This window comes from Microbacterium sp. H6 (genome assembly GCF_003314775.1).
Taxonomy (GTDB): Bacteria; Actinomycetota; Actinomycetes; order Actinomycetales; family Microbacteriaceae; genus Microbacterium; species Microbacterium oxydans.
Genome location: NZ_QOAY01000062.1, coordinates 1 through 13403 on the forward strand (window position 1 = coordinate 1; position 13403 = coordinate 13403).

Consider the following 13403-nt stretch of genomic DNA (forward strand, 5'->3'; position numbering starts at 1 on the left):
CGAACAGGTCTGCCCGGAGCGAGTACACCACCCCGAACACGAAGAACCACATCAGGAGAAGGAACCCGATGCGGAGCAGAAGGAGGATCAGTTCACTCACCCGAGGGCTCCGAACGCTCGGGTGGCGTCGTCGCCTCGGGACGTCGGCCGCGAGGGGGTGGCCACGGGGACGATGCGGAACACCAGGTCGGTGCGTCCGATCGTGATCGTGGTGTCGGTGGGGAGCGCGGCTTCGCGCAGCTTCTGGCCATTCACCTTCGTGCCGTTGGTGGATCCCAGGTCGCGCATCATGGCGCGCTCGCCGTCCCACAGGATCTCGACGTGCTTGCGGCTCGAACCGGCGTCGGCGATCGTGATGTCGGCATCCGAACCGCGTCCGATCACCGTGCGAGCGCGCGAGATCGAGTGGCGGCGGCCGTCGACGTCGACCACGGCCTGCCAGCTGACGCGGCCCTCGACCGTTCCGGAGCTGACGCGCACCGTGCCGGTGGCGACCTTCTCGTCGGCCTCGAGGGTGATCGAGAGCGGGCCGGCGAAGCTGTACCCCTGCGACGTGGCGTGCTTGGTGAGGAGGGCATGCAGCTCATCGGTGAGAGCGCCACCGAGCCCGCGCATCCGCTCCGCATCGTCGTCGCTGAGGCGAACGATGTAGCTGTTGGGCGCGATGATGCGGTCGCGGCTCACGACAGCGGCCTTCGTGTCGGCTTCACGCCGCAGCGCCGAAGCGATCTCCACGGGCTGGATGCCGCTGCGGAAGGTCTTGGCGAACGCGCTGTTCACTGCGCGCTCGAGACCTTTCTCAAAGCTGTCAAGTAGTCCCACTGGGCTCCTCTGGCATGCCGGCTGGTAGGGACATCGTAGCCAGGTGTCCTGGGGGAACGCCGCCGAAGACCCCCGTCGAGTGTGCAACGAGCCCGAAAACGCATGATATCTTTGGGAAGTTGAGTTCTTCGGAACGAGACCACTCGCGCGAGTGGCGGAATGGTAGACGCGCTGGCTTCAGGTGCCAGTGTCCGTAAGGACGTGGGGGTTCAAGTCCCCCCTCGCGCACAGTTCAAGATGGCCCGGTTCCTTTCGAGGAAGCCGGGCCTTCTTCTTTCCGCATGCTTCGGGTCGTCGATGACGGTGGTGGTGCGGCGCGAATCGACCGCTAGTGTCTGGTCATGAAACGCAGCGAGTACCGCACTTCTTTGATGGGATGGCGAGCCGCGCTCATCACGCTCGCCGCCTCGATCATCGGCTTCGCGGCGGTGGTGATCCCGCTGCTGAACACTGTCGTGGATCGGGATGGGACCATCACGGCCCGCGATCAGAAGATCGATGAACTCGAGCAGGAACTGGATTCCGCGAACGCGAAACTCGAGGTCCGGCAGGAAGCGATCGCAGAACTGCGCGATGAGAACAGGGAGCTCCGCGCGGCGTTGCCGTACACGGTCGCGCCGGAAGACGTTCACGACATCCGTGCGACGGCCACTCTGACGCTCGCCAAGCGGGGGGACACGCTCGACTTGAACTCGGCGCTCCCGAACTTCGGTGCCGCGGACTTCGTCTACTCGGACACTCTTTCTTACAGCGGTGACAGGTTGGTCCTGGGGTACGGCGCCTCCACCGTGGTCTTGGGTTCGGGTAACGCGGACTACGCGACGTGTGCCGCGGCGACCGGGTGGTCGCGCGGGTCGTCCCTCGACCCCCACCAGCTGGAGGCACCCACGACGTGCGTCCGGCTCCAATCTGATCGGTACGCAGCGATCCAGGTGCTTCGCTACGACGCGAACTCCGTCGACGTGACCATCACGGTCTGGGAGTAGCGCGTCGGAGCCTTCTCCCGTCACCGCACCGGCAGGTACCGACTCAGGTGCTCGAACGGCGGCTGCGATGAGAGGTGCGACACGGCCGCAGACCCCACGGCGCACGCGGCTTCGAGAGCGTCGGCAGGCGCGTGCCCTGCGCGCAGCGCGAGCACGAGTGCCGCGCAGAACGCATCCCCCGCGCCGACCGTGTTCACGGCCTCGGCGGGGATGCCGTCAGCCCGGGTGATCTCCTCGCCACGGCGATACAGGGCGGCGCCGGCCGCGCCGTAGGTGACCGCGACGAGTTCGGCCTCGGCGAGCTCGGGCATGAGCTCGCGCTCGGTCTCGTTCACGATGAACAGATCGACGCGACTCAGCAGCGCTTCGGGTAGCGGCTGGGCGGGAGCGGCGTTGACGGCGATGAAGCCGGGCGCCGTTGCGGCGACCTCTTCGACGATGCTGAGCGCGATCTCCAGTTGCATGAGCACCGCCTCCTCCTCTCGGAAGGTCACGCCGTCGAGACTCACCCGATCATTCGCTCCCGGGCACACCGCGATCTGGTTCTCGGCGTCGGAATCCACGACGATCAGTGCCGTTCCGGTCGGGGCATCGACGGTGCGGAGGTCGGTGGTGTCCACCCCGGCCCGATCCATCTCGTCTCGGGTCCAGGCCCCGTCGGCGTCATCCCCGACGGCGCCGATCATGCGGACTCTCCCGCCGAGCTTGGCGGCGGCGACGGCCTGATTCGCGCCCTTCCCTCCCAGGTCTCGGGACAGCCTTCCGCCGGCGACGGTCTCACCTGCGGTGGGGAGGCGATCGACGAACGCGGTGACGTCGACGTTCGCGCTGCCGACGACGACGAGTGAGGGAGAGACAGGAGTGATCATGGCGGCGGCTTTCGGATCGCGGGACGGGGCAGGCAACGACGCCGGTGTGCACCCGACTTGACGTTCCTGCAAGAAAGTGTAAACGTTTACGCACGAACATCTGCAAAGGAGCACCATGACCACTCCCGTCCTTCTCGACTGCGATCCGGGCCACGACGATGTCTTCGCGATCTGGCTCGCGGCCGGAAACGACGCCATCGACCTGCGCGGTGTGACGACCGTCGGCGGCAACGGCTACCTCGAGCACACGACCCGCAACGCACGGATCGCCCTCACGGTCGCCGGGGTCACGAACGTGCCGGTCGCCGCCGGTGCCGACAAGCCCCTTACGCGTGAACTCACCCCTGGTGCGTGGATCCACGGCGAGAACGCGCTGGGCGGTCCGGTGCTCCCCGAACCCACGGTGCCGCTCGACCCCCGCCACGCCGTCGACTTCCTCGCCGACACGCTCGCCGCTTCATCGGAGCCGATCACGCTGATCCCGACCGGTCCGCTGACGAACATCGCGCTCCTGCTGCAGCAGCGCCCCGAGGTCACGTCGCAGATCAAGGAGATCATCTGGATGGGCGGCTCGACCGGGCGCGGCAACGTGGGCGCGTACCCGGAGTTCAATGCCTGGGCCGACCCCGAAGCCGCAGCCGTCGTGTTCGCCTCCGGACTGCCGCTGACGATGGTCGGGCTCAACATCTCCCACCAGGCCCTCATCACCGAAGAGGTCATCCAGCGCATCGGTGCGGTCGGCAACGACACCGCAGCCTTCGGGGTCGAGCTGCTCCGGTTCTTCTGCAGCACCTACGAGAAGGCGGAGGGCATGCCCGAGGGGCCTCTGCACGACCCCATCACCGTGGCCATCGCGATCGACCGCGCCGTCGCCTCCGTGCAGCGCTGCCATGTGGACATCGAGACCACGGGCGAGTTCACAGCCGGTGCGACCTGCGTCGATCTCCACGACATGCTCGGCAAGGAGCCGAACACCGACGTCGCGATCACCCTCGACGTGCCGAAGTTCTGGAACCTGGTCACCGACGCCGTCGGCGCGCTGGCATGAGGTTCAGTGCTTAGCGGCGGGCGTCGTCGACTCGGCCACGCGCAGACTCGGCGCGAGGCGACGGAGCACGTACGGGGCCTCGGGGTCTTCCATCCGTCGCACCAGGGCCTCGGTCGCCTCCTGGGCGAGCCCGTCGAACGGCTGCACGACGGTCGTCAGCCGCGGTTCGCAGACGTCGGCGAGCATCGTCCCGTCGAAGCCCGTCACCTGCACATCGGAGGGAACGCTCCTGCCCGCGCGCTTCAACGCCGCGATGGCGCCGGCCGCGACGAGGTCGTCTCCGGCGATGATCGCGTCGGGAAGAGGCCCGCGGGCGAGCAGCTCTTCCGCGGCCCGCTCTCCGAAGGCGAGCAGGTACTCGCCGAAGATGTTGTCCTCGCGGGACAGCGACCGGGTGCGGACCGTGGCCTCGAACGCGGCCCGTCGCTCACGGCCCACCGAGGTGACGTCGTTGCCCGAGACGAGCACGACCCGACGCGCTCCGCGGGAGGTGACGTGGTCGACGGCGAGATCGATGCCGGCGTCGTTGTCCACTCCCACGAAGTCGGCGGACAGATCGATCACGCGGCGGTCGAGCTGCACCAGCGGCACTCTGCGGGCGGTGTCCGCGACGGCGTCGTGCGAGAGCTCGGCATCGGACGGCACGACGAAGATCCCCTCGACGCGGCGTTCGACCAGCATGCGGAGGCGGTCGCGTTCGCGGTCGACCTCACCGTGCGAGTCGGCGATGACGAGATCGAAGCCGCGGCGCTGCAGATGGTCTTCGAGGCGGTGGATGAGCTCGCCGTAGAAAGGGTTGCTGATCACCGGGACCACGACGCCGATCGTGGCACCGCTGCCCGCCCGCAGTCCGCGACCGATGAGATTGACGCGATAGCCGAGACGCTCGGCGACCTCGGCCACGTGCTCGGCGGTGCGGCCGGAGACGCGGTCCTTCCCGTTGAGGGCCCGCGAGACGGTCGCGATGGACACCCCGGCGGCTGCCGCCACCTCGTGCAGCGTGACCGACGCCTTCTTCACCACGACCCGACCCCCCATCGGTGCCGCCGTCGACACCATCAGTCAAAGATATGGCGTGCGTAAAGGATTACGCACGCGATCAGCCCCTGATCAACCACCGACAAGCCCCCCACCAGACACGAAGAAGTGAGCAATGACCAACCACACAGAAGCTGTTCGCACCCGGACGAACGTGGTGGCGCTGATGATCGCCCTCCTCGCCGCCTGCCTCGCGTTCCAGCTCAACGCCAGCATGCTGAGCCCCGCGCTGGTGACGATGGAGCGCGAACTCGACGCCACCTCCACCGAGATCGCCGCGACCCAGACGGTGTTCTTCACAGCTGCCGCGCTGTTCACCCTGTTCCTGCCCCGCCTGGGTGATCTGATCGGACGTCGACGGGTTCTCGTCGGCATGCTCGTGGTGATGGCCGTGGGCTGCGTCGTGGCGGCGCTGGCCACGAACGTCCCGATGCTGTTCGTCGGCCGGCTGATCCAGGGCGTGTCGGGACCGGTCGTTCCGCTCTGCCTGATCATGCTGCGAGCCGCGGTGAAGGATCCGAAGGCGTACGGCACCCTCCTCGGTGTCGTCACCGCCGTCAACGGAGGGATCGCCGGAGGTGACGCTCTGCTCGGCGGATATCTGGCGACGAACCACGGCTTCGCGTCGATCTTCTGGACCATGGCGGGTGTGGCGATCGTCGCCGCCCTGACCGTGCGCCTGCTCGCCCCGGAGACCATGGCCGATGACCGTCCCCGCATGGACTGGTGGGGGTCGCTGCTGCTCGTCGTCTCGGTGGGATCGATGCTCGTCGCGCTCAACGAGCTCGGCAAGCTCGCCGGCGCGGACCTGCTGCTCGTCGTCGTCCTCGGCATCGTCGCGGTTGCATCCTTCGCCGCCTTCTGGAAGCTCGAGGGACGGATCGCGGATCCGCTCGTGTCGATCCCCCAGCTGAAGCAGAGGGCTACCTGGGCACTGAGCGCGACCTCGCTCCTGACCCTGTCGGGGATCTTCGCGATCATGAACGGCGTGGTCCCCGCACTCGCGCAGGACACCGCGATGAACCTCTCGATGAGTGCGGAGGAGGTGTCGCTGTGGATCCTGATGCCCTACGCCCTCGCCGGGCTCCTGATGGGTCCGCTCAGCGGTCGGCTCGCAGCCACGGTCGGATACCGCACGATGCTGCGCATCGGGCTGGGCGGAACCGTGCTCGTGCTCGGACTCATGGTCGCCAACGTGGAGACCTCATCGCGATTCGTGCTGCTCCTCCTCTCGATCGCGGTCGGGATCACCTACGCGGGAATCGGCAACATCATGCTCAACGGTCTGGGTGTCGTGCTCTCGCCGAAGGATCGCCCCGGTTCACTCCCCGGCCTGAACACCGGCGCCATCAATCTCGGCGCCGGGCTGAGCTTCGTCGTCATCTATGCGGCGCAGACCTCCTTCGCCTCGAGCGAGGTGCCGGCGGGCGGGTATGTCGCGGCGCTGATCACCGGGGCCGTCGTCCTCGTCGGCGCGCTGGTGTTCTCGATGTTCATCCCGAAGCCGGTGAGCGCGGAACTGGTGCGCCGGTAGGTTGCGTAGCGCTCGGACCCCTGCCCTCATCCGGGCGGGGGTCCGAGGTGGTTCCGAGGCGTGGGTCGTGAAACATCCGTCTGCAGGACGACATCGTCCCTACCTTCGGCGGATGCCGTACGCCGTCGTCGGCGCGACGATGGAAGTTCCCGTCCTCAGGGAAGGCATCCCGTGACCTCACGCACCCCCAGTCCTCGCTTCGCTCTCGCGCTCGCCGCCGTCGGACTCAGCACCTCGGCGCTCGAACTCGCGGCCTGCGCTTCACTCGCCCCCTCTACGACGTCCTCCACGAGCATGGGGTCCCTCCCCGACGACACCGATGCCGATGCCGATGCCGAGGCCGACACCGTCGCCTGACCGAGGGCACCGGAACCACGCGGAGAATCGACCCGGCATGCGGGAGCGAGGAGTCAGCCCAGCGGACCTTCGAGAACCGTGAGGACGTCGACCTCGGTGAAGCCGACCGATCGGTTGAGGGCGAGCATCGGCGCATTCGTCGGCGCCGTGTAGGTCTGCAGGAATCGTGACGCCGAGCTCTCCGGGAGGGTCATGAGCAGTCGTAGATTGGCGACCTTCAGGGCCCGCCCGATGCCGCGACCTCGCACCCGCTCCTCGACGAAGGTGTCGTCCTGCAGCACGATCGTCGGGTCGGGCCGGGAGAGCAGGATCTCCGTGTAGCCGACGGCGTTCCCCTCGATTCGTGCGACGCTCCGCACGAGCGCATAGCCCTGCTGCGACATGCGCTGCTCGTTCCGGCGAACCGCTGCGACGTCGGCAGCTGCTGCAGTTCGGGTGAGGTCGCCCATCGGCACGTCGTCCGACATGTGCGTGCGAAGCCGCGCCCAGTCGGCGAGCAGCTCGTCCGGACACGCGCCGACCCACGAGACGACCTCGATATCCGGGTGCGCAGCGGGCAGGCTTTCGAGCGTTCCCGCAGGCAGAGGCAGGTCGACCACCTGCCGGCTCTCGCGCATACCGACCCGCAGCCCCTCCGACTGCGCGAACGAGACCCCCGCTTCGGAGTACGTCTCGGTGCGCACGAGTGTGGCGGTGCCGCGCACTGCGTCGCGGACAGCGCGGAGCAGGGCGCGGGCGATTCCGCGGCGACGGAAGCGATCGAGAACGGCGATCTCGACGTCGGCCGGATCTCCGGGGTGCACGTGGGCCTCTGCGGCACCCACCGGCACTCCGCCGATCTCCGCGAGCAACAGCACTGACCTGCGGGTCGGATGCGGGTTCTGGAACTGCCGACGCGTCGCCTCATCGCTGCGAGACCACACCTTCCGGCGTCCGGCCGCGTATCCGCCGCTGAGGATGCCGTTCCACTGGTTCAGCAGCGCGGTGTTCTGCGGGTCGACATGCGTGATGCGGATATCCATCGAAGGTCGTGACGCTCTCGGCTCGGGGTCGGACGGTGCCTCATCCAGGTTGCCACGCGGTTGGGCCGATCGCTCGACTCGTGGGCTCCCCGCGGTATCTGACAGGGTGGGTGCAGGACCTGTCCCCGACGATGAAGTGGTGAGCGATGAGTGGATCTGAGACCTCGGGGGTGACGGTCGAGGGCGTGTCATCGCGGTGGTCGCCCTGGTGGCTGGCATCCGGCGGGCTGTTCGTCGTCTCAGCTCTGCTGGCAGCTTTCCGCAGTCTTCCCGGGTCCCTCGATGTCGAAGCTCTCGTCGGGATGTCGACAGCGGCCACCCTCGCCTTCAGCCTCGCGCTCGTCGCCGCCGGGATCGGAGCTGCGCGCCGTGACGACACCCCGCGGTTGCCGAGGGCTGCGGTCGTCTCCCTCTTTCTTCTCGCGGGCTGGCTGCCCATCGGTCCGCTGTTGCTGACGGCATCGTTCGACTTCAGCTCCGCCGTGCCGATCTACGTGAACGCCCTCGTGGAACTGGCGCTGTCGGGGACGATCGTCGCCGGAGTCCTGCGCAGCACGCTGGTGACACCCTGGAGGCTCATCCCGGCGATCGCGCTCGCCGCGGTGGTGCTGGGCTCGCTGATGGAGGTCGCCGTCATGTCGGGCGGCGTATCCGACCAGAACGCGATGATCACGGTGTCCAACGTGCTGATCTTGACGCGCATCCTCGCCACCGGAGCCCTGGCCGCCGTGGCGCTCCGGGCCGCGCGTGCTCGGCCCGGAGCGGTGGTCGTGTTCGGCGGTTGACCCGTCAGGCGGTGATCGTCACGCAGCGATCGTCAGGCAGCCGAGACGTACCCCTTCGAGGAGTCGTCGTCGACCAGTACGTAGGTGAGCACGCCATCCGCGTGCTCACCCGCCTGCCTCCACACCCTTTCGTGTGCTCCGGTGGCGTAGTCGAGCACGATCCAATCCGGGGCGTGCGGGTCGCGACGTCCGACCACATAGGAGGTGCTGCCGAGACCGACGGACCCGAGTCGGGCGATGAACTGGTCCCCGTTCAGTGTTTCGGGTGGAGTGCGGCACAGCTCGGTCGGGCGGATGCGCATCGTCAGGTCGGCCTTGCCGGCCCTCCCCCTCATGCGACGTCTCCGGCGCGGACACCGAGCTCGCTGGTGTCGTCGAGACCGTGCGCGTCGAGATAGGCGCGGATCGTGTCATGGACGATGCGGATCTGGGCCTCGTTCCCCATCGCGGCCTGCATCGTTCCCATCGTGGGGGCGGGCTTGCCGGTGACCCGGTCGAGAGCCTCCCAGACGATGTCTTCGCGGGAGCCTCGGCCCATCGAATGCGGCATCGAACTGAACACCGGGTTCGGCTTCCAGCGGTCTCGGGTCTCCTTCATCAGTGCTTCCTCTCGTCTCGCCGGGCGCCGTCGGATGCGGGCGCGCTCGGTCCTGTGCGCGGGCGCGCCGAAGCCACCCTGGGGCGATGCGCCCCCGATGGACGGCATGCTCGTCCTGCGGCCAGGTGCCTTCCCGAAGAGCTGTCGGATGTCGATGAAGGGAAAGACGATCTGGCCGTCCGGTTCCCTCCGACAGTATCACGTTATTTTTAGTCATTCAAAATAACCGCGGGGGACGCCGCGTGATGGATACGACGAGAAGGCCCGATCCGTGAACCGGATCGGGCCTTCTCGTCTGGCAGGGATCAGTCGCGCGGTGCGTCGTTCCAGGACCAGATGTCGTCGCCGCGCAGCACGGCATCGGCGCCGCCGTCGCAGTAGATGGTCTGGCCCGCCATGTGGGTGTTGGCCGGGCTCGTCAGCCACACGAGCAGCTCGGCGATCGAGGATGCGGGCTGGTGGTAGTTCAGCGGCATCGGCACGGCGGCGTCGACCTGCGCCAGTCCCTCAGGGCTCGCGAGCAATCCGGCGGTCATCGCCGTGATGACGGTTCCCGGTGCGACGGCGTTCAGGGGGATGCCGGCGCCGGCCCACTCCTCCGAGACGGACGCGCGGCGGACCCACCGCGACAGCGCGCGCTTGCTCGAGGAGTAGTTCAGGAACCCGCCCTCCGCCGTGGCGGCGAGCTGGTCCCCGATCTCGAGCGCGCGGTTCTCGTCGCCGCTCAGTGCTGCATCGACGAGATCAGCCGAGACGGGCTGCAACGAGGCCATCGAGGAGACCACCGCGGCACGAGGCTGGTCCGCCAGGCTCAGGCTCGGCAGCAGGGCAGTCAGGAACTCGGTCACGCCGAAGTAGTTGATGGCCATGGTCTTGGCGATGGGCGCCGAAATCCCGGCGCATGCGATGACCGCGTCGATGCCTCCGTCGGCAGCCGCGATCACCGCGTCCGCGGCGGCGAGGCGGCCTGCGGGCGTCGACAGGTCGCCCGTGACCTCCACTCCGGCCAGATCGACGCCGATGACGGAGTGTCCCTGCGTGCGCAGCAACTCGGCGGTGGCGGCGCCGATACCGGATGCGGCGCCGGTGATGACATACGTGCGGGTCATTTTTCCTCCAGGGGTGATGGGACGAGATCGGACGACCGGGATGTGGTCGCGAGCGTCGCCCCGGGGAGGGCGGCGACGAATCGGCTGAGGTGAGCCTGGAACTGGGTGATCTCCTGCACGGACCACCCTGCGAGAGCTCCGCCGACCATCTGCTGCCCGGCGTCGACGAGGCGCGCATACGCCACCTGGCCGGCATCCGTCAGCCGTACATCGACCGTGCGTCCTGATCGGATCCGGTCGAAGAATCCTCGAGCCGACATGCGCGAGACCAGCTTCGAGGTGGTGGGACGTGACAGTGCCGCCCGATCGGCCAGGCGGCCGAATCCGAGGGAGCCTCCGCTCATGCCGACCAGATACAGGGCCCGCACCTCGAGAGCGTCGAGGGAGTCGTCGACGCTCTCGGCGATCCGCACCTGCAGCTCGCTCTGCGTCCACTCCGCGACCACTCGGACCAGCGCGTCACGGATGTCATCGAGCTCGTCGTGGACAGCCATGTCTCAATGGTAACAGCTCAGTTGCGTGCGGCAACTATTGGCTTCCGTGGCCTCTCGTCCTCACCCCGGCAGGGTGAGGACCTGAAGAATCCCCCTAGAACGACGCGGACTCGCGCTCCTATACTCGCCAGAACATGAACACGTGGTCTCCGACCCGGCCTCATCACTGATCCATCGACCTGTCGGCGGCCTGCACTCCTTCGTTGCCCTTGTGGCTTCCCCACGAAACGAGCACCATGTCGACGACGTCACAGCCCATTGAGGGTCGACTGCGGAAATTCCTCCTCTCCCTCGTCGCGGTCTTCGCCCTGGTCGGCGCGGGCCTCGTCGTTCCCCTCGCAGCCCAGGCGGCCGAGTCCTCGCTCCGCATCGACAAGCGCGTCGACGGGCTGGATACGCAGGACACCCTCGGCCCTGGAGATGAGTTCACCTACACGGTCGACCTGGTCTGCGACGACGTCGACTGTCTCAACGTCGTGCTCACCGACACGCTGCCCGCGGAGTTCGCGGGGTTCCAGTTCGTCGGATCCTCCTATACGCCGTCTGACCTGCCGCTCACCGCGACCACCACGGGGTGCGTCGAGGAGAACGGCGTCCCCGTCGAGGTCAGCGACGACTGCACCGTCCGCGTGGTCTTCCAGCAGCCGGTCGATGGCGGCATCGGGCTGGAAGCGGGCGGGACCCTCAAACTCAGCGTGGTGCTCCGGGCACCCCTCGATCTGCCCGCGGACTGGCAGCACAACGGCGACACCGTCACGAACACGGCATCGGCCGACTGGGACAACGGTCCAGGCGACCTGCCGGCGACGATCACGGACTCCGCGGATGCGGTCGTCACGGTCGACACCGTCATCGGGGTCGAGGCGAGCAAGAGCTGGACGCCCGCGTCCCAGCAATTCGATCCGGGCGAGACGTCGGAGATCACGCTCGGCGCGCAGAACCAGTCGAACATCGGTGCGGAGACGCTCGTCATCCAGGAGCCGACGACGGCAGCCGACGGCGCGACGGCGCTGGCGTCCGACAACCCGTTCCGCGTCGTCGACTTCCAGGGATTCGGGGCGACGACCCTGCCTCCGGCAGCGACAGCCGTGCAGGTCGACGCCTATGTCTACGACGAGGGATCCGGCACATGGAGCTGGCAGGCGGGCACGCCAGGGGCCACCCCGGCTCTTCCCACCGGTGTCGACCCGGCAGACGTCGGGGGCATCCGGCTGACGTACTCGGGCGGCACGATCGGCTCCGATGCGACCGCGTCCACGGCGTTCTCCGTCGGTCAACGCGCCACGGATCGCAACGACGGCAGCACGCTCGCGACCGGCGACTCCGTCACCAACAGCATCACCTCGACCGTCAACGCCCCGGGCGGAGCGACGGCGAGCGACGACGCCACCGCGCCCTACGAGATCGGACCGCTGACGATCGGGGTGCTCGCGGGCAAGACGATCACCCCCGCCGAGCTCGCGGCAGGGGGCGAGGCGACCGCCGAGCTCACGGCGACCAACACCTCGAACGGTCCCGTGGACAGCCTCACCATCTCGGATCTGGGCTTCTTCGACGCGGACATGGTGTTCGGCGGATTCCCGTCCGGCATCGACTACCCCGCGGGAGCGACAGCGGGAACCATCACCTGGTACATCGACGGAGTCGCCCAGGCGCCTGTGCCGTTCGCCGACTCCGCGTCTCCGGCTCCGCCGTCGGGGACCGTCACCGGGTTCGTCATCGAGTTCACGGGGGAGATCCCCGCGAACGCGGCCGCCACGATCGACGTCGCGATCGACCCTTCCCTCTCGTTGGTGAGTACCGAGGCGCCGACCCATCAGCGCACGAACACGATCGACGTCACGGCTACGAACGACGTGGGAACGGCAGATGACTCCGCCTCCGCCGACATCGCGGTCTACTTCCCGCAGATCGATGTCGCGCTCGACAAGCGGATCAGCCCGAGGGGTGCGGTCGAGCCGGGGAACAGCGTCGTCGCAAGTCTGACCGCCACGACGGCGACAGGTGTGGCGCAGGTCGATCCGACGCAGATCGTCGTCGAAGACACCTGGCGTGAAGACCAGGTCGACGACTTCTGGAACGCGTTCGACCTCGTGGGCATCGCCCCGACACAGGTGCCGCCGAACACCACGGCGACCGCCGAGTACCAGCGCCCGGACGGCACTTGGGTCACGCTCGCCACGGTGAGCACCGGAGCGACGGCGCAGACATTCCAGATGAGCCGCGCGGAGTTCGCAGCCGCCCTCACACCTCCGGACACGCCCGCAGACGTCACCGGCGTCCGCTTCACGTTCGACAATCCGGACGGCTTCGCCCAGGGCTTCAGCGTCGAGCCGAACCTCGTCTTCGAGGCGCGGACGGACCTGCGCGACGGATCGGGCCCCACCGACCCGCGTGACGATCCCGAAGACGAGCAGTCGGCACAGCGACCCACCGTGTACGAGAACGAGGCCACGGCGCAGAGCCACGGCGATGTCGACGGCCTCCCCGACGGCATCGACAGCGCCGTGGTCACCGATCAGGACACGATCGGCGTCCAGACGCCGGCGACCGGCGAGGGCGCGGGAGTCGACGCCGAGAAGCGCTGGGTCGAAACCGGAGACAAGACCACCGACGTCGACTTCGTCGATGCGCAGTCCGGCGCCATCGTGTCCACCCGCAACGAGTGGCGGACGGGGACCCCGGGGATCGACGTCCTCAACCTGACGGATCCCGCGACCGCCCCGGACACCGATCCCGCC

General features: G+C 68.1%; 13 protein-coding genes, 1 tRNA gene and 2 pseudogenes. 7 read left to right on the forward strand and 9 right to left on the reverse strand.

From position 1 onward, the window contains the following. Positions 1 to 100: pseudogene (locus tag DSP71_RS23085) on the reverse strand (FHA domain-containing protein); the annotation flags it as partial. Continuing rightward, entirely contained in the window at positions 97 to 822 is a 726-nt protein-coding gene (locus tag DSP71_RS04090; RefSeq protein ID WP_113680415.1) for a DUF3662 and FHA domain-containing protein, read from the reverse strand. The gene DSP71_RS04090 and the pseudogene DSP71_RS23085, both read right to left, overlap by 4 nt. 145 nt (positions 823 to 967) lie before the next feature. Between DSP71_RS04090 and DSP71_RS04095 the strand changes: the two genes are divergently transcribed. Both DSP71_RS04095 and DSP71_RS04100 read left to right on the forward strand, forming a co-directional pair. Continuing rightward, positions 968 to 1050, forward strand: a tRNA-Leu gene (locus tag DSP71_RS04095). A 113-nt stretch (positions 1051 to 1163) separates the two neighbouring features. After that, positions 1164 to 1808 (forward strand): hypothetical protein, encoded by a 645-nt coding sequence (locus DSP71_RS04100; protein WP_147251192.1) that lies wholly within the window; start codon positions 1164 to 1166, stop codon positions 1806 to 1808. Positions 1809 to 1828: 20 nt separating this feature from the next. On the opposite strand, the gene DSP71_RS04105 is transcribed toward DSP71_RS04100, so the two are convergent. Further along, positions 1829 to 2677: a ribokinase gene (locus tag DSP71_RS04105; RefSeq protein WP_058630928.1), complete on the reverse strand. Its 849-nt coding sequence runs from the start codon at positions 2675 to 2677 to the stop codon at positions 1829 to 1831. A 115-nt stretch (positions 2678 to 2792) separates the two neighbouring features. On the opposite strand from DSP71_RS04105, the gene DSP71_RS04110 reads away from it, so the two are divergent. Next, entirely contained in the window at positions 2793 to 3725 is a 933-nt protein-coding gene (locus tag DSP71_RS04110; protein ID WP_061016291.1) for a nucleoside hydrolase, read from the forward strand. Between the two features lie 3 nt (positions 3726 to 3728). Here DSP71_RS04110 and DSP71_RS04115 read toward each other — a convergent pair whose 3' ends face one another. Continuing rightward, on the reverse strand, positions 3729 to 4784 hold the full coding sequence (locus DSP71_RS04115) for a LacI family DNA-binding transcriptional regulator (RefSeq protein ID WP_113680416.1): 1056 nt from the start codon (positions 4782 to 4784) through the stop codon (positions 3729 to 3731). Between the two features lie 94 nt (positions 4785 to 4878). Here DSP71_RS04115 and DSP71_RS04120 point away from each other — a divergent pair, with 94 nt between their 5' ends. Continuing rightward, the gene (locus DSP71_RS04120; RefSeq protein WP_058630925.1) at positions 4879 to 6297 is read left to right on the forward strand and encodes an MFS transporter; all 1419 of its coding nucleotides are present in this window, start codon (positions 4879 to 4881) and stop codon (positions 6295 to 6297) included. Positions 6298 to 6468: 171 nt separating this feature from the next. Then, on the forward strand, positions 6469 to 6654 hold the full coding sequence (locus DSP71_RS04125; RefSeq protein WP_113680417.1) for a hypothetical protein: 186 nt from the start codon (positions 6469 to 6471) through the stop codon (positions 6652 to 6654). Positions 6655 to 6707: 53 nt separating this feature from the next. Here DSP71_RS04125 and DSP71_RS04130 read toward each other — a convergent pair whose 3' ends face one another. Then, on the reverse strand, positions 6708 to 7676 hold the full coding sequence (locus tag DSP71_RS04130) for a GNAT family N-acetyltransferase (RefSeq protein ID WP_113680418.1): 969 nt from the start codon (positions 7674 to 7676) through the stop codon (positions 6708 to 6710). Positions 7677 to 7822: 146 nt separating this feature from the next. On the opposite strand from DSP71_RS04130, the gene DSP71_RS04135 reads away from it, so the two are divergent. After that, positions 7823 to 8461: a hypothetical protein gene (locus tag DSP71_RS04135; RefSeq protein ID WP_147251193.1), complete on the forward strand. Its 639-nt coding sequence runs from the start codon at positions 7823 to 7825 to the stop codon at positions 8459 to 8461. Positions 8462 to 8493: 32 nt separating this feature from the next. Here DSP71_RS04135 and DSP71_RS04140 read toward each other — a convergent pair whose 3' ends face one another. From DSP71_RS04140 to DSP71_RS04155, 4 genes are all read right to left on the reverse strand, one after another. After that, positions 8494 to 8796, reverse strand: coding sequence for a hypothetical protein (locus DSP71_RS04140; protein WP_113680420.1), 303 nt, complete (start codon positions 8794 to 8796; stop codon positions 8494 to 8496). After that, positions 8793 to 9059 (reverse strand): hypothetical protein, encoded by a 267-nt coding sequence (locus tag DSP71_RS04145; protein WP_113680421.1) that lies wholly within the window; start codon positions 9057 to 9059, stop codon positions 8793 to 8795. Before DSP71_RS04145 ends, DSP71_RS04140 begins: the two co-directional genes overlap by 4 nt. A 305-nt stretch (positions 9060 to 9364) precedes the next feature. Next, positions 9365 to 10168, reverse strand: a complete 804-nt coding sequence (locus DSP71_RS04150; protein WP_113680422.1) for an SDR family oxidoreductase — start codon at positions 10166 to 10168, stop codon at positions 9365 to 9367. Further along, positions 10165 to 10662, reverse strand: a complete 498-nt coding sequence (locus tag DSP71_RS04155; protein WP_058630918.1) for a MarR family winged helix-turn-helix transcriptional regulator — start codon at positions 10660 to 10662, stop codon at positions 10165 to 10167. Before DSP71_RS04155 ends, DSP71_RS04150 begins: the two co-directional genes overlap by 4 nt. 236 nt (positions 10663 to 10898) lie before the next feature. Between DSP71_RS04155 and DSP71_RS04160 the strand changes: the two are divergent. Further along, positions 10899 to 13403: pseudogene (locus tag DSP71_RS04160) on the forward strand (hypothetical protein); the annotation flags it as partial.

Coding starts and splice junctions, on each gene's coding strand:
- DSP71_RS04100 (WP_147251192.1), top strand. CDS start 1,164: ATGAAACGCAGCGAGTACCGCACTTCTTTGATGGGATGGCGAGCCGCG.
- DSP71_RS04105 (WP_058630928.1), bottom strand. CDS start 2,677: ATGATCACTCCTGTCTCTCCCTCACTCGTCGTCGTCGGCAGCGCGAAC.
- DSP71_RS04110 (WP_061016291.1), top strand. CDS start 2,793: ATGACCACTCCCGTCCTTCTCGACTGCGATCCGGGCCACGACGATGTC.
- DSP71_RS04115 (WP_113680416.1), bottom strand. CDS start 4,784: ATGGTGTCGACGGCGGCACCGATGGGGGGTCGGGTCGTGGTGAAGAAG.
- DSP71_RS04120 (WP_058630925.1), top strand. CDS start 4,879: ATGACCAACCACACAGAAGCTGTTCGCACCCGGACGAACGTGGTGGCG.
- DSP71_RS04130 (WP_113680418.1), bottom strand. CDS start 7,676: ATGGATATCCGCATCACGCATGTCGACCCGCAGAACACCGCGCTGCTG.
- DSP71_RS04135 (WP_147251193.1), top strand. CDS start 7,823: ATGAGTGGATCTGAGACCTCGGGGGTGACGGTCGAGGGCGTGTCATCG.
- DSP71_RS04140 (WP_113680420.1), bottom strand. CDS start 8,796: ATGAGGGGGAGGGCCGGCAAGGCCGACCTGACGATGCGCATCCGCCCG.
- DSP71_RS04145 (WP_113680421.1), bottom strand. CDS start 9,059: ATGAAGGAGACCCGAGACCGCTGGAAGCCGAACCCGGTGTTCAGTTCG.
- DSP71_RS04150 (WP_113680422.1), bottom strand. CDS start 10,168: ATGACCCGCACGTATGTCATCACCGGCGCCGCATCCGGTATCGGCGCC.
- DSP71_RS04155 (WP_058630918.1), bottom strand. CDS start 10,662: ATGGCTGTCCACGACGAGCTCGATGACATCCGTGACGCGCTGGTCCGA.